The following is an 18,952-nucleotide window of genomic DNA, read 5'->3' as shown; positions in this document are numbered from 1 at the left end:
TCGGGAAATCCGCTGGCAGGGCGGGGTGTCGGCGCGTCATGATCACTGGCATGAACGTCCTCTCCCCCACCCTGTTGCTCGCGCCCCGGATCAACGAGACCGGTCTGCAACTGCGTACGGCCGCCGGCCGGCGCGGGATGCGGGCGTTCACGGCATCGTCCTGGCGGGCCCCGCAGGAGTTGCTGGGGCAGCAGGTGCACCTGTACGGCGGCCCGTTGTTCGGGGACGCGGTCGGCGGGGCGCTGAGGCTCGGCCTGTTGGAGCCCTCGGCCGGCTGGCTGGCCGCGCTGCCGCGTGAACTGACAGGCCGCAGCGTCGAGTTGACCACCCTCGCGGCGGCGCGCCGGCTGACCGGGCCGGCGTTCGTGAAGGCCCCGGCGGACAAGCACTTCGCGGCGCGGGTGTACCGCGACGGCGGCGAGCTTCCGGGCCCGGAACTGCTGGACGGGGAGGTGTCGATGCTGGTCAGCGAGGTGGTGCAATTCGCCGTCGAGTACCGGCTGTTCGTACTGGACGGCACGGTCCGGGCGGCGTCCCGGTACGCGCGCGACGGCGAACTGTCCATCGGCGCCGACGATTTGGACGGACCGGAGGCGTTCGTCGCCGAGGTGCTGGCGGCCTCGGCGGAGTGCGCGCCGCTGCCGAGCGCGGCGGTGGTGGACGTCGGCCGCACGCCCGGCGGTTGGGCGGTGGTGGAGGCCAACGCGGCCTGGGCGAGCGGCGGTTACGCGTGCGACCCGGACGCGGTGCTCGGCGTGGTGCTGCGGGCGGCCGGTCCGCTCAAGCGACTTCCGGACGGCGACCGGCCGTTCCTGCGGGAGTTGCCACGGATCGAGGATTGACGTACGCCGAATTGGGGGTGCGCGGGGCGGCCCGGCTGGGCGAGGATGATCGTCATGAACTCCTCGCACCTCACCCACATCACCGAGCCGCCCGGCGTCGCCCCCGCCACCGGCTACACCCACGTGGTCACCGGCACCGGCCGGCTGGTCCAGGTCTCCGGGCAGGTCGCCCTCGACGAGCAGGGCCGGGTCGTCGGCGAAGGCGACCCCGAGGCGCAGGCCCGGCAGGTGTTCGCGAACCTGGACCGCTGCCTGTCCGCGGCCGGCGCGAGCTTCGCCGACGTGGTGAAGCTGACCATCTTCGTCACCGACATCGGATACCTTCCGGCGATCCGCGAGGCCCGCGCGGCGTACATCGACCCGGCGCGGCTCCCGGCGAGTTCGGCGATGCAGGTGGTGGCGCTGTTCCGGCCCGAGATCCTGATCGAGATCGAGGCGATGGCCGTCGTCGCCGGCTGAAACCCGTCCGGGCCAATACCCGCCCCCTGTCCGCCGGTTGAGATTCCACGGGTGGCTGGATTCCGTACTGCTGCGGGGCGGGTGTGCCGCATACGGTCGGGGTGGCTGCCGGTCGGCAGTCTGCGATCTCTCGCCAGGAGGACGGATGACCACCGCCGCGCACCCCGAGGCCCCCGACGCGCAGCCGCTGGTGCCCCTGCACTGCCTGCTGCGCGCCGAGCCCGGCCCGCCGAGGCTGGCGGCGCTGCCGACCGGCACCCCGGTGTGGGTGCTGACCCGGCACGCGGACGTCCGGCAGGCGCTCGCCAACCCCGGCTTCGGCCGGGCCACGCTGTACGCGCCGGACGCGCCGCCGCTGACGCCCACGCCGAACATCCTGGACGACCCGGCGTCGATGCTGAACAGCGACGGCCCCGACCACCAGCTGATCCGCCGCACCGTGCAGCGCGCTTTCACGCCACGGGCGATCGAACGCTGGCGGCCCTGGGTGGACGGCGTGGTACGGGAGTTGGTGGACGACCTGGTCGCCTCGGGCTCGCCCGCGGACGTGGTCGCGGCGCTCACCAAGCCGCTGCCCGTCCGGGTGATCAGCCGGCTGATGGAACTCGACGGCCTGGACATCGACCGGCTCGGCCACTGGAGCGACCACGCACTGTCCACCACGGCGTACACGGCGGACGAAATCCGCACCGCCATCCGGGAGTTCAGCGAGTTCGGATACCAGCTGGTGGTGGCCCGCCGCAAGAACCCCGGCGAGGACCTGGTGAGCTCGCTGGTGCAGGCCGCCGACCAGACCGGCGGCGTGACCGAGGAACAGCTGACCTCGCTCACCATCGGCCTGGTGATCGCCGGACACGAGACCACCATGACCAGCTTCGGCAACGCCCTGGTCTACCTGCTCGACCCCCAACACGCCGACGCCTGGCGGAAGATCGGCCAGGACCTGTCGGCGGCGACCGCCGCCACCGAGCAAATCCTGCGCACCGTCCCGCTCGGCGACCGCACCTCCGCACCCGGACTGCTCCGCCGGGCCGTCACCGACGTGGAGATCGGCGGCGTGGTCATTCCCGAGGGCGCGATCATCGCCTGCGACGCCGGCGCCGCCAACCTCGACCCGGACGTCTACCCGCCCGGCCCCACCGACCTGTTCACGCCGCTCGGCACCCCGTCGCTGACCTTCGGCGCCGGCCCGCACCACTGCCTCGGCGCCTGGCTGGCCCGGATGGAACTCGAACTCGGCCTCCACCACCTGGCCCGCGTCCTGCCCGAACTCCGCCTCGCCGCCCCCGTCGAGGACATCGCATGGCGCACCGGCCTGCTCACCCGCAGCCCGCTGCGCCTGGAGGTGACCTGGTGAGCACCGACCCCGTCGTCGTGACGGTCGACCAGTCCCGCTGCATCGGCAGCGGCCTCTGCGCCCGCACCGCCCCCGACGCCCTCACCCTCGCCCCCAACGGCCGCGCCACCCCCCTCCACCCCACGGCCACCCCGTCCCCCGACCTCACCGAAGCCGCCGAGATGTGCCCCGTCGAGGCCATCGCCGTCCACCACGCCACCACCGGCGAACTCCTCGCCCCCGTCTGGTAGTTCGGCTGCCACCGGCCCCGAGAATGTCTCCCTTCGGGGCCGGTGGCGCGCCACCGCCGTCCTGTGCACGAGCAGACCCTCCGAATCGGCCGCGCGAGCTCGCCGCCCCTGATCACGCACCAGGTCTCTCCCGAGGGCCTGTCCCTCGAGCCCGGTACGGTGCGCAGCATGGTCGCCCCACTCACCTCCGACGCGATCGCCGCCTGGCAGGCCCGCACGAACGCGGCACTCGCCGACCTGACGGCCGGTTTCGAGGACCGTTTCGGCTGCCCACCGGGCGTCAACGCGGCACACCCGGCCACGCCCGCCACTCGCGCCGCCGCCGAGGCTCTCGGCCCGCTGCCCGCCGACCTCGCCGCGCTCTACCGCGAGATCGCCGCCGCCGCCTCCCGGACGTCGACCACGGCTTCTTCGTCCGCCCGCCCGACCTGGTCGCCGCCCACGGCCCGCACCCGCTGGTCTTCGCCAGCGACGGCGGCGGCCTGCTCTTCGCCCTCACCACCGACGGCCGGGTGCTGCGCTCGCTCGCCGCCTCCCGCGACGCCGGGTTCGCGCTGGATGCCGACTGTCTGCACAGCACGCCGGAGGCTGACCGTCTGCGCGGCATGCCGAGGCCGACTGTCTGCGCGACTTCCTGGACCAGCTGGCCGGGCGAGCGAAGGCGCTGGGTCAGTCCCACCAGAGGACGGTCATCAGCCCGCGCCGGGCCGCGCCCACGTAGAACGCCTGCAAGGCGTGGAAGTGGCGCAGCAGGTAGCGCGCCGGGTCGCCGTCGAGGTCGAAGCCGAGCAGTGGGGCCAGGGTGGGGCCGGACGGGAGCCGGTCGAGCAGGGCGGGGAAGTCGATCTCGGCCAACTCGGCGGCGACTCCGGCGACTTCGGCGGGTGTGAGTGCGGTGGCCGGGCCCACGAAGGCGATCGGGTACGGCCAGGTGTTCAGGACACCCAGGTCGACCGCCGCGGAGCCGTCGAGCGCGCGGCGCAGTGCGTCCACCTGCGTCCTCTCCAGGCCCGCACTCTCCAGGCCCGCACGTTCGCAGACGGCCCGGAGCGCGACCGGGGACCAGTCGAGGTCGAGGTGGTCCCCGGCGGGCGGGTCCCAGTCCGGATCTCCGTCGTGGAGTGCGGCGTGCCGGCGGCAGCGCTCCAAGTAGTCCGGGGTGATCCGGGCGAGCTGCTGGGTAACGGCCATGACGCCAAGTGTCCGGCCGCTGTCCAGCGGGTTTCAGCCGAGGCGGGGGACGCGCGGGCTACCCGATTCGTGCCGCCGGCTGCGGAGTTCCGCGCCGACCGTGACGGACAGAGCGGCGACGGTCAGCAGCGCCAGCAGCACCCAGGCCGGGGTGAAGCTGCCGGTGAGGTCGACCAGCAGGCCGAGGACGGGCGGCACCGTGATGATGGCGAGCTGGTTGACGGACATGGCCAGGCCCAGGGCGAAGCCGGTCCGGCCGGGCGGGGCCGTCTCGGTGACGTGGGCGACCCACGGGCCGTACCAGCCGAAGCCGAAGAAGCCGAGCCAGACGAAGACGCCGGACGCGACCACCGGAGCACCCCCGACCGGCGTCATCAGCAGAGCGAGCCCGACGACCACGGCGACCATGCAGACCAGCACCACGGCATGCCGACCGAACCTGCTGCGGTCGCTCCACGCGGCCAGGCAGACCCGTCCCACCACTCCCGCGCCCTGCACGGCCACCAGCACCAGGGCGGCCTGCCCGGCGCCGAGCGACGCCTCCCGGTGGAGGTGCAGCACTGTCAGCACGCCCACCCCGCACTGGACCGAGACCAGGCTGGTCCCCGCCAGCATGATCTTCACCATCGCCGGTTCACGCAGCATGCCCAACCGCGCACGCAGCTGCGCCGCCAGCGGGAGCGACGGTTCCACCGGCCCGGCCGGCCCGGGCGGCCTCCGGTAGCAGCCCATGAAGAGACCGGCCCCGATCAGCGCGACCCCGCACCCCGTCACCAGGGTCGCCCGCCACCCGAACTCCCTTGCCACCACCGGGAGTACGGCCGAGGCGAGCGCCGCCCCGAGCGGCAGCCCGGCCTGCCGAACGCCCATGGCGAAGCCGCGCTGCGACGCGTCGAACCAGGACGCCACCGACTTGCTCCCGCCCGGTTGGACGGTGCTGTACCCCGCACCGACCACCAGCAGCGCGCCCAGCAGCGCCGGGTACCCGGACGCCAGGCTCCCCAGCCCGAGCGCCAGCCCGACCACGCCGGCGCCGATCCCCACCACCCACCGCTCGCCGTACCGGTCCAGCAACACACCTGCCACCAACAGGCCGACCAGCGGCGCGAGTTGGGCCGCCGAGACCAGCAGGCCCAGCTGCGCCGTACTCAGGTCCAGTGCGCCCTGAAGCTGAACTCCGAGCGCCCCGATCCCGCCCACGAAGAAGCCGGACGCGGCCTGGGTGAACGTCGCGATGCCCAGCACGACCCAGCGATAGGGCAACGGGTTGCGGCGCGCGGATCCGGCACGTGCGGCGGTCTGTTGTGTCATGCCGCCCACCCTGTTGTAATGCCCTTGTGCAACTCAACCCTTACGGCGAGGACGCGGTGAACCTGGCCGCGGATCTGGCCAACCGCCGCCCCGGGAGCGCGGACGAACTGGCGGACCGCTGCCGCGCCGCCGGCCTCGCCCCGGAACGCCCGGTGGCACCGGACGACCTCGGCCGCGCCCTGGCCGCACTCGACGCCTGGGAGAAGGTCGTCGACGCCGGCGGGGAGCAGGAGCGCGCCGACCTGCTCAACCGCATGCTGGCCGAGGCCGCCGCCTACCCTCGCCTGACCTCCCACGCCGACACCGGCTGGCACCTGCACTACCGGGACGCCGAACAGCCGCTCGGCGCCCTCCTGTTCACCCTCTTCGCAGTCGGCACCGCCCTGCACCTGGCCGGCCGCGGCATGCACCGGCTCCGCCGCTGCGAGGTCCCCGAATGCGCAACGGCCTTCGCCGACACCTCCCGCACCGGCCGCCAGCGCTACTGCTCCCCCCGCTGCGCCAACCGCGACGCCGTCCGCCGCCACCGCGCGCGCACCGCGACCGCCTCAACGCCCTCCTGAGCGCCGCTGCTTCTGCGGCCAGTCAGAAGTGCGGCCTCCCGCCTCCGGTGTCCCCGCTGGCGGATAGCCTCCGGCGGGAACGAGCGGCTGACGGGAGTGGACGTGGACATCGAGGAAATGCTGGACCGGCTCGGCACGCTGATCGGGCCGCCGCCTGCGGGCGGAGTGGTTCCGGTGCCGTGGGAGCTTGGGCCCGAGGTGCTCGGTTTCCAACTGCCTGCGGACTACCGGGCGTTCGCCGACCGGTACGGGAGGGTCAGCATCAGCGACGAGCTGCACATCTACACGCCATCGGCAGCGCCCGGCCTCGAGATCGCGCAGCCGCTCGGCTTCGAGGGATTCCTCTACCTCACGACGGATTCCTACGGGTACTGCGGCTCCCTGGGCCAGGCCTACCTGGACGGGGACTACGACGAGTGCCCGTATCCGATGTTCCCGGCCGAGGGCGGGCTTCTGAACTGGGGTAACAACGGGAACGCCGACCACTTCTTCTGGTTGATGCGGGGGCCGGACCCGGACCGGTGGCCGGTCGCTGCCGGGTTCAACTCGATGCGGGAATGGGACCTGTTCGAGGGCGGCTTCCTGGAGTTCCTGCTGGCGGCGGTGACGGAGCAGTATCCAGACCACGGGGACGTTGTCCCCGGCGGAATGAAGGAGGTCGGTGACGGCCGCGGCTATCGCTTCCGGGGTGACTGGTCGAAGCAGCTGGGTTGGCAGTGAAACCCGCGATCATGAGACGGCCTTCACGACCTGCACCGGCCACCAACGCCACTGCCCCCGTTGCGTCAACCGCGACGCGCCCGTCCGCCGACACCGGCGCGAACTACTGCCACCCGACCGGCAGTTCAACAGCGCCCTCTCAACCGGCCCGCAGATGCCGGATCTTGACGCCGGCCCGGCGCAGCGTCGCCCGGACCGCCGTGTCGGTGTCCGGGGCGGGGCGCAGCCCGGCGAGTTCGGCGATGCGGTCCGCGACCTGGGTGACGGTCAGCCGGTCGGTGCGCAGGTGCGTGGCGAAGGCGGGGTCGACGAGCCGGTGGAGGCAGTCGTCGAGGCGGCGGACGGCGAAGCTCTGCCCGTGCGGCGGGGCGGGCAGCCGGGCGAGGCGCCGCAGGTGGTGCACGGGTTCGCGTTCGGCGAGGCGGCGCAGCACGGTGGCGCGGTCGGCGAGCAGGGTGAAGTGCCTTACGTCGTGGCCGAGTTCGCGCAGGCGGCCGACGGTCTCGGCGAAGTACTCCGGATCGGTGACGGTCATCGGCACGATCAGCGGGCCGGGGTGACGGCGCGCGGCGAGGTCGAGCATCTCGACGGTCCCGGTGCGCCACGCGGCCAGGTCCTGGAAGTCGCCGCGCAGCGCCGGGGGCAGCATCCGGTGCAGGCCGAAGCCGAGGTGTTCGGGGTCGCAGACGACGGCTCCCGGCAGCCGGCGGGCCAGGTTGTGCGCGGTCTGCGTCTTCCCGCCCCCGAACGGCCCGTTGATCCACAGCAGCACGACCGATTCCTCCCGTTGCCACCCGGCAGCGATTGCCGTCACCACAATGACACGGCTGCTCGCCCGTCCCCGCCGCCCGGCCGATCCCCGCCTCCTGCGATCACGAGGACTTTCTGCACCTCGGAGGGGCACATAGGCCACGTCTTCGCTCGGCTGACCGGTTTCGGCATGACGCTGACACCGATCTGGCCCTACACCTTCGAGCGTCCGGACCACGCGCCGGGCACGGTACGGGTGACCCGCTGGGAAGGGCAGACCGCCCACACCGCTGTCGTGACCGGCCCTGCGGCGCAGCCGACGATCGAGTTGGCGAACGCCCGGTCGGTGACCGAGGTCGTCGAGGTGCTCGCCGGTCCCGACGAGCACCTCTGGCGGATCGAGACCTCGCCGTTCTCGGTCGAGTGGCCGGAAGGCTTCTCGATCGACTCCCCGCCCGCCGGCGACACCTCCATGCCGTTCTGCCTCTTCGGACCGGCCGACGCCCTGATCTACCTCCAGGGCCCGCGCAGCCTCGATCGGATCCCGCCGCTCACCCAGTTCGTCGCCCCTGGTCAGACTCTCGTCGATCACCGCACCGAGGCCGCGTTCGAGGCCGTCGAGCTCGCCTATCAGCACGAGGGCACCGCGTCGCGTCAGTGGCACCACCTGGTCGCCCTCACCGACACGCTCGGGCTGGTCGTCACCGCCCAGTCGCCCGCGGCCCACGCAGCCGAGGTCCGCGGGGCCGCCGAGTCGGTGGCCCGGTCGGTCCGGGCCACCGCTTGAAGCCGTAGCTACCCCCGCCAGACGGCCTGCGGGAAGTCGAAGAACCCGTCCGGGTCGTACGCGGCCTTGACGGCGACCAGCCGCGCGAGATTGGCCCCGTAGTACGCGTGCCCGAAGTCCTCGAGGTACGGGTCGGCGTAGTTGACGTACGCGCGGTCGCCGGCCCATGGGCGCATGGCGCGGCGCAGGTCCTGCTGCCAGCGGGCTGCCGCGTCCAGGGCGGCGGCCGGCGCGCCGGGCTCGAAGACGCTGTGGTACTGCGCCGAGAAGAGAGCGTCGCGGTGGACGAACGCGGTGTCGGCGGGAGCCACCCGTCCGACGGCCCCCTGCAGGCTGTCCAGCAGCACGTAGGCCGGACCGCCGTCCGCCGCACGGCGTTCGACCGCGGTGACCAGTGCGTCGATGCCGGCGGGCGGCAGCAGGACCGGGAAGAAGTTGGACGTCGCGACGAACGGTGGCCGGTCGATCACGGCGTCCGGTGTCTGCCCGGTCAGGCGGAGTTGGGTCACGCTGCCCGGGATCCCCGTCGTCGACATGATCATCTCCTGGTAGGAGAGGACCTCGTTGCTCAGCTCGAGCGGCTGGATGCCGACGGCGGCGACCAACTGCTCTGCCACGTCGGGCCCTTCGCCGAGGACGTAGATCCCCGACTCCACCACGCACTCGCCCGTCTCCTCGACGGACAGCCGCAGGAAGGACCAGACCTCGTCCGCCTGGCCCGGCGCCCAGCGCTGCCAGGCGTCCACGATCCGGGCCGCGTCGCGCCAACTCCAGCGCAGGCCGACCCGGGTGACCTCGGTCGTGGGGTGCGTGCGGAACGTGAACTCCGTGACGACCCCGAAGTTGCCGCCTCCTCCGCCGCGCAACGCCCAGAACAGCTCCGGCTCGCGCTCCGCCGAACACTCCCTGACCCGGCCGTCGGCGGTCACCACCTGGGCGGAGACCAGCCGGTCGCAGGTCAACCCGTAGGCGCGGCAGACGATTCCGATCCCCCCGCCGAGCGTCAGCCCCGCGATGCCGACGCTCGGGCAACTGCCCGCCGGTATGCTCCGGTTCTCGGCGAGCAGCGCGTCGTACACGTCGATCAGCAGCGCCCCGGCGCCGACCGTGGCCGTCCCGTCGGCGGCAGACCCCTCGGTGGTGACCGCGTTCATCCGGCTCAGGTCGAGCGTGACGCCCGGGCTGGTGGACCACCCCCCGTAGCAGTGCATGCCCGCGCGCGCCGCCAGCGGCAGCCCGTACCGGCGGGCGAAGGCGATCGTCTGCCGCACATCCTCGACCCCCTGCGCGAACACCACCGCCTGCGGATGAACGTCGAACCGCGAGTTGTACGGCAACCGGGCCACCCCGTACGCCTCGTCCCCCGGCCGCACCAGAGTGCCGTCGAGATCGCGGGCCAGTCCGTACCAGTCGGTCGAGGTCGTGCTCGGCATCGGCTTCATCCTGCCGATTGTGCGGCCCCAGCACCCCTGATGGCCAGGTGCGCACTTCCGGGACGGGTGAGCACTCCTGCTGCAACAGGCCCTTCCCGAGCGCCACTTGCTCGCCCGCACCGGCCCGGTGACCTGCGGCGACGTGGCCGTCAGGGGCTCGCTCTACGCTGAGCCCCTGATCATCGTCCACCGGCAGGAGCGAACCAGATGAACGACGTCGGGCACACGGCAGTTGCCCTCCGCGACGCCCATTTCCGGCTGAAGAGGCTGGCCCGCACCTGGGCGGAAGCCGGCACGGCACGTGGACGGGAACCGCTGGGCCCGGCCTGGCAGTACTCGGACCTCCCGGACGAAGCCTGCTACCTCGACGGCCAGACGCTCGAACTGGCCGGCGGCCTGACGCTGATCGCCCAACTGGCCGTCAGCTTCGCCACCACCGGCACCGACATGCTGGCGTCGGTCACCGTCGAGGACGACGAGGGCAACGTCACCGAGCTGCTGTCCACCGGCCCCGAGGAATTCCCCACGACCGCCGCGAAATTGGCCACCGAGATCGACCGGTGCCTGACCCGAATGGAACGCCTCGACCTCTCGCCCGCCCTCCGCTGACACCACGGAACGAGCCTACGGGCCGCGAGTTCGTCCTTCTCGTGCTTCTCGTCCTTCTCGTGCTCCTCGTGCTCCTCGTGGTCGAACCGCCCCGCCGCCGGAGGAGAACACCCGGTGCGGGAAGATCGCCCCATGAGTTCGCCGACACCCGCCCGCCACCTCGTCCGCCGTATCACCCCGGAGGATTGGCCCTCGCTCCGCGCGCTGCGCCTGGAGGCCCTCGAGGACTCGCCAACGGCGTTCAGCGTCACCCACGCCGCGACCGCGGCCCTCCCCGACGCGGACTGGCAGGCGCTGGCGACGGAGGCGGCGACCTCCCCTTCCGCCGCCCTGTTCGTCGCCCTCGACCCGTCCGCGCCCTCGGGTGCCTTCATCGGCATGGCGGGCGCCGCCCCGCTCCCGGACGTCCCGGAAACGGCCCACGTCCACGGCGTCTATGTCACCCCGGCCCACCGCGGCCCGGAAGGCCCGGCCGCGGCCCTCGTGGCGGCCGCCACAGCCTTCGCCGAGAACCACATCGACGTCACCCGACTGACCCTGGGAGTCCACGAGTCCAACGCCCGCGCCCAGTCCTTCTACGCCCGCCTGGGCTTCGAACCGACGGGCCTCCGCGTTCCGTACGCGCTCAACCCGGCCGAACAGCTCGTCATCCTCGGCTACCCGGCCTTCCGCCCCCGGGCCCGGGCCCGCTGACGGCACCGGCAGCCGGGAGCTCGTCGCCAGGTCCTGCCTGCCTGTCGGCGGGACGTGAGAACCTCCGGGCACGGCCGCATCGCCGCACGTGACAAACCCGGCGACGCCGGCGGCCGTCGCCGGGATACTGGGCGCCCATGGATGAAGTCGAAGTCGTCGTCGCCCATTCCGAGCGTGCGACTCTGCGCGTCGGCGACGTGTTCCTGAAGGTGGACGCCGACGGCGCGCGCCTCGGTGCCGAGGTCGAGACGATGTCTCTCGCGCCGGTCCCGACCCCGGAAGTCCTGTGGTACCAACCGCCCGTGCTCGCGATGGCCGCTCTCCCGGGGACGACGCTCGGCCGCCTCGGCGGGCCGTCGACCGGATCGCCGGCGGCGTGGGCCGCGGCGGGCGCTGCCATCCGGAAGCTGCATGACGCACCGCTGCCGTCCCGACTCGGGCGGGCCGGGCGGAGCATCGCCGTGCTGGCGGCGGAACTTGACGCCGAGTGCGAGCTGCTCGTGGCGAACGGCTTCCTGCCCGCCGACCTGGTCACCCGCAACCGCCAGGTCGCCGAGGCCGCACTCCGCCCATGGACCCCGGCTTTCACCCACGGCGACCTGCAAGTCGCGCACGTCTTCCTCGACGGTGACGAGGTCACGGGCATCATCGACTGGTCCGAGGCCGGCTCGGGCGATGCCCTGTACGACCTCGCCACCTTCACCCTCGGACACGAGGAACACCTCGCCGACGTCATCGCCGGCTATGGCACCGACGTCGACCGCGACGTGATCCACGCGTGGTGGTCGCTGCGAAGCCTGCTGGTGGTCCGCTGGCTGGCCGAGCACGGCTTCGACCCCTTCGCGCCGGGCTGCGAGGTCGACGTGCTGAGATCCCGGATGTGAGTCCGCCCGGCCCCCAGGGCTCCGGCCGGGAATCAGGTCCGTCGCATCCGGTAGACGCAGGTCCGGTAGGGCATCTCGACACTGTCGCGGCCGGCCAGCGCCGGGTCGGTGGCGGCCAACTCGCCGATCTCCCGGTCCAGGCGGGCCTGTTGGGCGGCGTCGGCGGTCAGGTACGAGGAGCGGGACCGCACCAGGTCGACCAGTCGGTCCGTCGGGACGGTCACGGTGTGCTCGATCAGGCCGCGTTCGGGTTCGGTGAACCACGGCGTCACCGGCCCGTACTGCCAGGCACCTTCCAGGCCGTATCCCTCGTTGCCGACGATGCCGGAGAGCGCGGCCACCCACGGCGTCCGGTCGTCACGGATGTTCCACATCGGGGCGAAGACGCCGCCCTTGCGCAGCACCCGGTGAATCTGCGGCAGGGCGTCCTGCGGAGTGAACCAGTGGTACGCCTGCCCGACCACGACCGCGTCGACGGACTCGTCCGGCAACGGAATGTCCTCGGCGCTGCCGGCGAGCACCCGCGTGCCCGGGAGGCGTTCGGCGGCCACGGCACGCATCTGCTCGTCGGGCTCGACCGCGATCACCTCGTGACCGGCCGCACGCAACACACCGGCCAGCAGCCCGGTACCGGCCCCCAGGTCCAGGACGCGCACCGGCTCGGCACCGACGGCCCGGGCGACGGCCCGGACGGGGTAGGTGGGCCGGATCGAGTCGTACAGGCGGGCAGCGACACCGAAGGACAGCGCGGCGGAGGACATGCTCGCGAGCGTACTCAGATTCGGTCGGCAGTACGGGCGTTCCGGCAATCCCAAACACCCGCCGGAGGACTACCTCCCGACCTGGCACCGCGGCGGCCCGGAGCTGGTCCAGCCGCCGGCGGGCTGGTGACGGCCGGCCGGTGAGCCCCACGTCCGCCCGTGTGGTTCGCCGCGGCGGGTGGGCGTGGGCGGTGCCGGCCGAAGCGGTGGCGGCGGCAGGATCCGGAAGGTCGTTGCCAGCCGCAGAGATGGGAGTGCCGCCGTGACCGCAACCGAGGAGCCGCAGCCGAAGGAGCAGCAGGAGCCGGAGGTGAAGCCGTACCGCCACCCCGCCGCGGGGTGGGGCGCGGCGAAGTCGGTGGCGCGGGTGCTGGCGCGGACGGGTGAGTGGGTGGACGGGCCGCGGGCGGTGCTGCGGATGAATCACGAGAACGGCGGGTTCGACTGCCCGGGGTGTGCGTGGCCGGACGACTACAAGGGCCTGCATCTGGACATCTGCGAGAACGGCATCAAGCACGTCACCTGGGAGATGACGGGCAAGCGGGTGGGGCGGGAGTTCTTCGCGGCGCACACCGTGGCCGAGCTGTCGGGGTGGAGCGATTTCGCGTTGGAGGACCAGGGCCGGCTGACCGAGCCGATGGTGTACGACGCGGAGACGGACAGGTACCTGCCGATCTCCTGGCAGCAGGCTTTCGAACTGGTCGGCGGGGTGCTGCGCGGGCTGGACGATCCGAATCGGGCGGCGTTCTACACCTCGGGGCGCCTCGGCAACGAGGCGACGTTCCTGTACCAGTTGCTGGCCCGTGAGCTGGGCACCAACAATCTGCCGGACTGTTCGAACATGTGTCACGAGGCATCCGGCCGGGCGTTGACGGCCTCGCTCGGCACCGGGAAGGGAACGGCCGACCTGAAGGACTGGGAGGTGGCGGACGCGCTGTTCATCCTCGGCGTGAACGCGGCGTCGAACGCGCCGCGGATGCTGACCGCGCTGGCGGACGCGCACCGGCGGGGCGCGCGGGTGGTGCACGTCAATCCGCTGGTGGAGGCGGCGGCGACCCGGACCATCGTGCCGCACGAGTTCCTGGACATGGCGCTGCTGCGGGCGACGGCGACCAGCACGCTCAACCTGCAGGTGCGGATCGGCGGGGACTTCGCGCTGCTGCGGGCGATCGCTAAGGCGCTGCTGGAGCAGGCGGGGCACGATCCGCGGGCGCTGGACGAGGAGTTCGTCGAGCGGCACACCACGGGGTTCGCCGCGTACCGGGAGTTGTGCGAGCGCACGCCGTGGGAGGAGCTGGAGCGGCAGAGCGGGCTGAGCCGGGCGCAGTTGCTGGAGGCGGCGCGGGTGTACCGGGAGGCGGACCGGTCGATCTTCTCCTGGTGTCTGGGGGTGACGCAGCACGAGCACGGGGTGGACACCGTCCGGGAGATCGTCAATGTGCTGCTGCTGCGCGGGAATCTGGGCCGGGAGGGGGCGGGTCCGTCGCCGGTGCGCGGGCATTCGAATGTGCAGGGCAACCGGACCTGCGGGATCGACCACCGTCCGGCGCCCGCGTTCCTGGACCGGTTGGGGAAGGTGTGCGGGTTCGAGCCGCCGCGCGAGCACGGGCTGGACACGGTGGGGGTGATCGGGGCGATGGCGCGCGGCGAGGTGACGGTGTTCGTCGGGATGGGCGGCAACTTCGCGATGGCCGCGCCGGACACCGAGTTCACCCACCGGGCGCTACGCAAGTGCGAGTTGACGGTGCAGGTGGCGACGAAGCTGAACCGCAGCCATCTGGTGCACGGGCGGCGGGCGCTGATCCTGCCGTGTCTGGGCCGCACCGAGCAGGACCGGCAGCGCGGCGGGGTGCAGGCCACCTCGGTGGAGGACTCGATGAGCATGGTGCACCTGTCGGTGGGCATGCGGAAGCGCCCGGCGTCGGCGCAGTTGCTGTCCGAGCCGGCCATCATCGCGGGTATCGCGCGGGCAGCGCTGCCGGACAGTGCGACGCCGTGGGAGTGGTACGTGGAGGACTACGACCGGATCCGCGACACCATGGCGAAGGTGCTGGACGGTTTCGAGGACTTCAACCGTCGGGTGCGGTTGCCGCTGGGTTTCCGCATCAAGCAGCCGGCCCGTGAACTGGTGTTCCTCACCCCGTCGGGGAAGGCGGAGTTCTCCACGGCGCCGCTGCCGGACGTGCTGCCGAAGCCGGGGACGCTGGTGCTGGGCACCATGCGTTCGCACGACCAGTGGAACACCACCATCTACTCGGACAACGACCGCTACCGGGGCGTCAAGAACCTGCGCACGCTGGTCTTCATGAACCGTCAGGACATGCGCGAACGCCGGCTCGCCGAGCTCGACCCGGTCGACATCACGGCCACCGCGCGCGACGGTTCGACCCGTTCGCTGCACGGCTACCTGGCCGTCCCGTACGACCTGCCGCGCGGCTGCGCGGCCGGGTACATGCCGGAGATGAACGTGCTGTGCGCGCTGGGCGACTACAGCAGCCAGAGCGATCAGCCGATCATGAAGCACCTCAACGTGGTGATCAGCCCCGCTGCCACCAGGCCCTGACGGTCCTCCACCGCCCCCGCGCGGGGCGGGCCGCGCGGTCCGAGAGCAGCGCCCGGCCCTCGAACCGGCCGCCGGGCACCTCGACGGGCGCCTTCCGGTCGGCCTCGGCGAGCAGTTCGGCGTGCGCCGCGTACGAGGTGCCGCGCACCGCCTCCTCGTACGCGGCCAGCATTCCGCCGACCGCTGCGGCGGCTCCGCGGTGCCGCCGCAGCGCCTGCCCGGCCAGGCCGAGCAGGGTCAGTACGCCGGCCAGCACCGCCAGCGTGATCAGGTAGGGCAGCATCACCGCTCCGTCGTCCGTCCCGGCTGTCATTCCTCCAAACTTCTTGCCGGGACGGGCAGTTCCTCAGTCTCCCCCTTTGACTCCGAAAGAGTTCGGCGCAGCGGGCGAGGCCGGTCAGCTCGATGTCGGAGCGGCGGGTGGGCTGCCAGTCGGCGTGGTCCAGGCGGAAGCGCTGGGTGAGGGCGAGTTCGCCGCGGCGGTTGTCGCGTTCGAGGTAGCCGAGCTTGCGGGAGATCGCGACGGAGGCGGCGTTGTCGGTGAACGAGCCGGAGATCGCCGACTCGGCGGCCAGGCCGTCGAAGGCGAAGTGCAGCATGGCGATCCGGGCCTCGGTGCCCAGACCGCGGCCATGGTGCTCGATGCCCAGCCAGGAGCCGGACAGGACCTCGCGGCGGATCGCGAAGTCCGTGGCGTTAAGCGCCTGGACGCCGACCGGCCGGCCGCCGTCGAAGACCACCAGGGGCAGCCTCCAGTCCTCGGGCGTCCAGTCCGCCTGGGACCGCCAGTGGGCCTTGAGAACGGACCGGGCCCGTTCGACGGGTGTGCCGTAGGACCAGCAATCGGCCTACGGGACAAGGGCTTTACCCAAGAGCCCACCCCCACCGTTCCGAAAGTGGAGCGCCAACGCCCGAACCCGCCACGCGCGCCGCGCCGCCCAACCCCTCGGGCGAGGAAGTGCACGCCGCCCGAATGGTTAAGCAAGTACTTGACCAATCGCTCCCTGCGGAGAATAGTGAAGTACATGCTTAACCATTCTGGTTCGTTGGACCGGGTGTTCCAGGCACTCGCGGACACCACCCGCCGCGCCGTCGTCGAGCGGCTGGTCCGCGGGCCCGCCTCCGTCAGCGAGTTGGCGCGGCCGCTTGCCATGTCGTTGCCGGCAGTGATGCAGCATCTCCAGGTGCTGGAGGCGTGCGGGCTGGTCCGGTCCGAGAAGGTCGGGCGGGTGCGTACCTGCCGCCTGGAGCCGGCCGTGCTGCGTGCGGCCGAGGGCTGGATCACGGCGCAGCGCACCGTTTGGGAACACCGTCTCGACCGCCTCGGCGACCACCTGTCCGCACAGCGCGACAGCCCAAATCAAGGGAGCACACCATGACCGACCGCCTGGTCACCCACGCCACGTTCACCCTCGAACGTCTCTACCCGGCCCCGCCGGCGGCGGTGTTCGCCGCCTGGGCCGCCCCGGAGGCCAAGGCCCGCTGGTTCGCCGGCCCGGACGCCGAGCACGCACTCGACTTCCGCGTCGGCGGCCGCGAGGTCAACCGCGGCCGCTCCGACACCGGAGCGGCGCTGACCTTCGAGTCCTGGTACCGCGACATCGTCCAGGACGAGCGCATCGTCTACACCTCCGCCCTCTCCGAGAACGGGACGCTCGCGACGGTCTCCCTGACGACGGTCCAGTTCCACCCCGAGGACGGCGGCACCCGTCTGCTGCTCACCGAACAGGGCACCTTCCTCGACGGCCACGAGCAGCCGAGCTGGCGCGAACAGGGCACCGGCACCTGGCTCGACGCCCTCGCCGCCGAAGTCCTGCGCAGCACCGCGCAACGGTGACAACCACGAACGTCCGTGCCCAGCAAGGCCGTTGGCGGGTGCTGATGCCGCTGGGCGCGGCGCTCTCCCTGACCGTCCTCGACGGCACCAGCCTGCTCACCGCCCTGCCCGCAACCGGGCACCACCTCGGCCTGCGCGGCCCCGCCGTCCAGTGGACCGTGACGGTCCAGGCCCTGGCCTTCGGCGGACTACTGCCGCTGTGCGGCCGCACGGCGGATCTGCTGGGCCGTCGGCGGATGTTCCTCGCCGCAATAGCGCTGCGGGTCCTGGCCTCGCTTGCGTGCGGGCTCGCCCCGTCCGTCCAGGCCCTGGTCGTCTCCCGGGTGCGCTGATCGGCCTCTTCGTCCGGATCGAACGCCGATCGCCGTCCCCACTCGTCCCCCTGCGGTCCTGCGCTCCCTGCGCTCACGCGGGCTGATCGGCGGCAACCTCCTCCTGCTCCTCGCCGGCATGACCGTCGACGGCATGCTCGTCACCCTCACCGCCTACCTGCAGCAGGCACTCGGCCGATCGGCGGCCCAATTCGGGCTGATGACAGCGGTGATGACCGTGACGGCGGCCGCAGGCGCCCTGCTGAGCCGGCGGATCCTGCCCCGCCTCGGCCCACGGCGGGTGGCCGCCGCCGGCACCGCCCTGCTCGGTGCCGCCTGCCTGCTCCTCACCCGCACACCCGCCGACAGCTCCCCCGGCCTGCTCGCAGCGGGTACTCGGCCGATCGGCGGCCCAATTCGGGCTGATGACAGCGGTGATGACCGTGACGGCGGCCGCAGGCGCCCTGCTGAGCCGGGATCCTGCCCCGCCTCGGCCCACGACGGGCGGCTGCCGCCGGCACCGCCCTGCTCAGTGCCGCCTGTCTGCTCCTCACCCGCACACCCGCCGACAGCTCCCCCGGTCTGCTCGCGGCCGCACTGCTCCTGTTCGGCGCGGGCACGGGCGCCGCCACGGTCTGCGCTCAGATTGCCGCACTGACCAGCGCCACCGGCCCCGCCCCGGGCGTCGCCACCGCCCTCGCCGACACCTCCTTCGCCCTCGGCACCGCCCTGCTCGGTGTCGCCTGCCTGCTCCTCACCCGCACACCCGCCGACAGCTCTCCCGGCCTGCTCGCGGCCGCACTGCTCCTGTTCGGCGCGGGCACGGGCACGGCCACGGTCTGCGCGCAGATCGCCGCACTGACCAGCGCCACCGGCCCCGCCCCGGGCGTCGCCGCCGCCCTCCGCCGACACCTCCTTCGCCCTCGGCACCGCCCTCTGCACCGGCATCGCCCCAGCCGGCAGTCGGGCACCGCTCGGCGGCCCGCAGTCCGCATTCGGCGCAGCCGCGATCGTCGCCACACTCGCCCTGCTCACGGCGCTGACGCTCCTCGGCAAACGGCCCGGCCCGTCCCCCGGGACGCTGACGGACGCTTCCGCCGGCACGCCGTCGACCTCGCTTTGAAGACCGACGAAGACCGACGAAGACCGACGCTGCGCCGCGACCGGCGCAGGCAGGTCAGGTCAGCTCCTCCGCGAGCAGGTCCATCAGCAGTCCGTCCTGCCAGGTGCCCGTCCGGTGGTCGCGCCAGTAGGCCCGCATGATTCCGACGGGTTTGAAGCCGACCTTGGCGTAGCTGCGGATGGCCGCGGTGTTGGCCGCGGCGGGGTCGATGGTCAGCCGGTGGTGGCCGCGTTCGTGGACCAGCCAGCGGGCGAGGGTGCGGACGGCGTCGGTGCCGATTCCCTTGCCGTGGTGGCCGGCCGTCAGGAAGATGTCGAGGCCGGCGTGCCGGTACTCGGGGTCGGTTTCTTCCGCGAACTGGATCGCTCCGATGACCTCGCCGTCGAGGACGACGGCGAGCATGCCCGCGAAGTCGTCCGGGGGCGACCACCACGCGGCGACTTCCGGCTCCCGCACGATCCTGTCGAGGACTTCCTCGTCCCCGACGGCCACCGACCGCAGTACGACCTTGCCCCCACGCAGTTCCAT

At 72.5% G+C, this 18,952-nt stretch carries 23 protein-coding genes and 1 pseudogene; 15 read left to right on the top strand and 9 right to left on the bottom strand.

What is annotated here, in order from left to right:
* Positions 1-50 precede the first annotated feature (50 nt).
* From ACGFWJ_RS07860 to ACGFWJ_RS07845, 4 genes are all read left to right on the top strand, one after another.
* The gene (locus ACGFWJ_RS07860; RefSeq protein WP_392946381.1) at positions 51-842 is read left to right on the top strand and encodes an ATP-grasp domain-containing protein; all 792 of its coding nucleotides are present in this window, start codon (positions 51-53) and stop codon (positions 840-842) included.
* Positions 843-896: 54 nt separating this feature from the next.
* Entirely contained in the window at positions 897-1,301 is a 405-nt protein-coding gene (locus tag ACGFWJ_RS07855) for a RidA family protein (protein ID WP_387862346.1), read from the top strand.
* Between the two features lie 145 nt (positions 1,302-1,446).
* A complete protein-coding gene (locus tag ACGFWJ_RS07850) occupies positions 1,447-2,658 on the top strand; it encodes a cytochrome P450 (RefSeq protein WP_392946377.1) in 1,212 nt (403 codons plus the stop codon).
* On the top strand, positions 2,655-2,888 hold the full coding sequence (locus ACGFWJ_RS07845; RefSeq protein WP_387649540.1) for a ferredoxin: 234 nt from the start codon (positions 2,655-2,657) through the stop codon (positions 2,886-2,888). The genes ACGFWJ_RS07850 and ACGFWJ_RS07845 overlap by 4 nt, the downstream gene beginning before the upstream one ends.
* A 362-nt stretch (positions 2,889-3,250) precedes the next feature.
* Here the strand turns inward: ACGFWJ_RS07845 and ACGFWJ_RS07840 are convergent, their stop codons facing one another.
* From ACGFWJ_RS07840 to ACGFWJ_RS07830, 3 genes are all read right to left on the bottom strand, one after another.
* Entirely contained in the window at positions 3,251-3,463 is a 213-nt protein-coding gene (locus ACGFWJ_RS07840; RefSeq protein ID WP_392946373.1) for a hypothetical protein, read from the bottom strand.
* A 94-nt stretch (positions 3,464-3,557) separates the two neighbouring features.
* Positions 3,558-4,079, bottom strand: coding sequence for a DUF1877 domain-containing protein (locus ACGFWJ_RS07835; protein WP_392946370.1), 522 nt, complete (start codon positions 4,077-4,079; stop codon positions 3,558-3,560).
* 33 nt (positions 4,080-4,112) lie between these two features.
* Positions 4,113-5,390 (bottom strand): MFS transporter, encoded by a 1,278-nt coding sequence (locus ACGFWJ_RS07830; RefSeq protein ID WP_392946367.1) that lies wholly within the window; start codon positions 5,388-5,390, stop codon positions 4,113-4,115.
* A 26-nt stretch (positions 5,391-5,416) separates the two neighbouring features.
* On the opposite strand from ACGFWJ_RS07830, the gene ACGFWJ_RS07825 reads away from it, so the two are divergent.
* Complete coding sequence (locus ACGFWJ_RS07825; RefSeq protein ID WP_392946365.1) at positions 5,417-5,953, top strand: CGNR zinc finger domain-containing protein; 537 nt, start codon at positions 5,417-5,419, stop codon at positions 5,951-5,953.
* Positions 5,954-6,055: 102 nt separating this feature from the next.
* Positions 6,056-6,673 (top strand): hypothetical protein, encoded by a 618-nt coding sequence (locus ACGFWJ_RS07820; RefSeq protein WP_392946362.1) that lies wholly within the window; start codon positions 6,056-6,058, stop codon positions 6,671-6,673.
* Positions 6,674-6,812: 139 nt separating this feature from the next.
* On the opposite strand, the gene ACGFWJ_RS07815 is transcribed toward ACGFWJ_RS07820, so the two are convergent.
* Positions 6,813-7,445: an AAA family ATPase gene (locus ACGFWJ_RS07815; protein ID WP_392946360.1), complete on the bottom strand. Its 633-nt coding sequence runs from the start codon at positions 7,443-7,445 to the stop codon at positions 6,813-6,815.
* Positions 7,446-7,613: 168 nt separating this feature from the next.
* Here ACGFWJ_RS07815 and ACGFWJ_RS07810 point away from each other — a divergent pair, with 168 nt between their 5' ends.
* The gene (locus ACGFWJ_RS07810; RefSeq protein ID WP_392946357.1) at positions 7,614-8,210 is read left to right on the top strand and encodes a hypothetical protein; all 597 of its coding nucleotides are present in this window, start codon (positions 7,614-7,616) and stop codon (positions 8,208-8,210) included.
* An 8-nt stretch (positions 8,211-8,218) separates the two neighbouring features.
* On the opposite strand, the gene ACGFWJ_RS07805 is transcribed toward ACGFWJ_RS07810, so the two are convergent.
* Positions 8,219-9,643 (bottom strand): FAD-binding oxidoreductase, encoded by a 1,425-nt coding sequence (locus ACGFWJ_RS07805; protein ID WP_392946355.1) that lies wholly within the window; start codon positions 9,641-9,643, stop codon positions 8,219-8,221.
* 207 nt (positions 9,644-9,850) lie between these two features.
* On the opposite strand from ACGFWJ_RS07805, the gene ACGFWJ_RS07800 reads away from it, so the two are divergent.
* From ACGFWJ_RS07800 to ACGFWJ_RS07790, 3 genes are all read left to right on the top strand, one after another.
* The gene (locus ACGFWJ_RS07800; RefSeq protein WP_392946352.1) at positions 9,851-10,252 is read left to right on the top strand and encodes a hypothetical protein; all 402 of its coding nucleotides are present in this window, start codon (positions 9,851-9,853) and stop codon (positions 10,250-10,252) included.
* A gap of 132 nt (positions 10,253-10,384) precedes the next feature.
* The gene (locus ACGFWJ_RS07795; RefSeq protein ID WP_392946351.1) at positions 10,385-10,945 is read left to right on the top strand and encodes a GNAT family N-acetyltransferase; all 561 of its coding nucleotides are present in this window, start codon (positions 10,385-10,387) and stop codon (positions 10,943-10,945) included.
* 137 nt (positions 10,946-11,082) lie between these two features.
* Positions 11,083-11,829 (top strand): phosphotransferase family protein, encoded by a 747-nt coding sequence (locus tag ACGFWJ_RS07790; RefSeq protein WP_392946349.1) that lies wholly within the window; start codon positions 11,083-11,085, stop codon positions 11,827-11,829.
* A gap of 32 nt (positions 11,830-11,861) precedes the next feature.
* Here the strand turns inward: ACGFWJ_RS07790 and ACGFWJ_RS07785 are convergent, their stop codons facing one another.
* Entirely contained in the window at positions 11,862-12,590 is a 729-nt protein-coding gene (locus ACGFWJ_RS07785) for a class I SAM-dependent methyltransferase (protein WP_392946347.1), read from the bottom strand.
* A gap of 262 nt (positions 12,591-12,852) precedes the next feature.
* Between ACGFWJ_RS07785 and ACGFWJ_RS07780 the strand changes: the two genes are divergently transcribed.
* Positions 12,853-15,153, top strand: coding sequence for an FdhF/YdeP family oxidoreductase (locus ACGFWJ_RS07780; RefSeq protein ID WP_392946344.1), 2,301 nt, complete (start codon positions 12,853-12,855; stop codon positions 15,151-15,153).
* Here the strand turns inward: ACGFWJ_RS07780 and ACGFWJ_RS07775 are convergent.
* Both ACGFWJ_RS07775 and ACGFWJ_RS07770 read right to left on the bottom strand, forming a co-directional pair.
* Positions 15,128-15,466, bottom strand: a complete 339-nt coding sequence (locus tag ACGFWJ_RS07775) for a hypothetical protein (protein WP_392946341.1) — start codon at positions 15,464-15,466, stop codon at positions 15,128-15,130. The two genes, ACGFWJ_RS07780 and ACGFWJ_RS07775, sit on opposite strands and share 26 nt — an antisense overlap.
* A 244-nt stretch (positions 15,467-15,710) precedes the next feature.
* Positions 15,711-15,917: pseudogene (locus ACGFWJ_RS07770) on the bottom strand (GNAT family N-acetyltransferase); the annotation flags it as partial.
* Between the two features lie 261 nt (positions 15,918-16,178).
* Here ACGFWJ_RS07770 and ACGFWJ_RS07765 point away from each other — a divergent pair.
* Genes ACGFWJ_RS07765 through ACGFWJ_RS07750 form a run of 4 tightly spaced genes read left to right on the top strand, consistent with a single transcriptional unit; the run spans position 16,179 to position 17,959 of the window.
* Complete coding sequence (locus ACGFWJ_RS07765; protein ID WP_392946513.1) at positions 16,179-16,532, top strand: ArsR/SmtB family transcription factor; 354 nt, start codon at positions 16,179-16,181, stop codon at positions 16,530-16,532.
* Positions 16,529-16,990, top strand: coding sequence for an SRPBCC domain-containing protein (locus ACGFWJ_RS07760; RefSeq protein ID WP_392946338.1), 462 nt, complete (start codon positions 16,529-16,531; stop codon positions 16,988-16,990). Before ACGFWJ_RS07765 ends, ACGFWJ_RS07760 begins: the two co-directional genes overlap by 4 nt.
* Positions 16,987-17,322 (top strand): MFS transporter, encoded by a 336-nt coding sequence (locus ACGFWJ_RS07755; RefSeq protein ID WP_392946335.1) that lies wholly within the window; start codon positions 16,987-16,989, stop codon positions 17,320-17,322. Before ACGFWJ_RS07760 ends, ACGFWJ_RS07755 begins: the two co-directional genes overlap by 4 nt.
* Positions 17,267-17,959 carry an MFS transporter gene (locus tag ACGFWJ_RS07750; protein ID WP_392946333.1) on the top strand — a complete coding sequence of 231 codons (693 nt, stop codon included), beginning with the start codon at positions 17,267-17,269 and terminating at the stop codon, positions 17,957-17,959. Before ACGFWJ_RS07755 ends, ACGFWJ_RS07750 begins: the two co-directional genes overlap by 56 nt.
* A 519-nt stretch (positions 17,960-18,478) precedes the next feature.
* On the opposite strand, the gene aac(6') is transcribed toward ACGFWJ_RS07750, so the two are convergent.
* Positions 18,479-18,952, bottom strand: coding sequence for an aminoglycoside 6'-N-acetyltransferase (gene aac(6') / locus ACGFWJ_RS07745; protein ID WP_392946330.1), 474 nt, complete (start codon positions 18,950-18,952; stop codon positions 18,479-18,481).

This window comes from Kitasatospora sp. NPDC048407 (genome assembly GCF_043200475.1).
GTDB lineage: Bacteria > Actinomycetota > Actinomycetes > Streptomycetales > Streptomycetaceae > Kitasatospora.
This window is presented reverse-complemented; position numbering and strand designations above follow the sequence as displayed.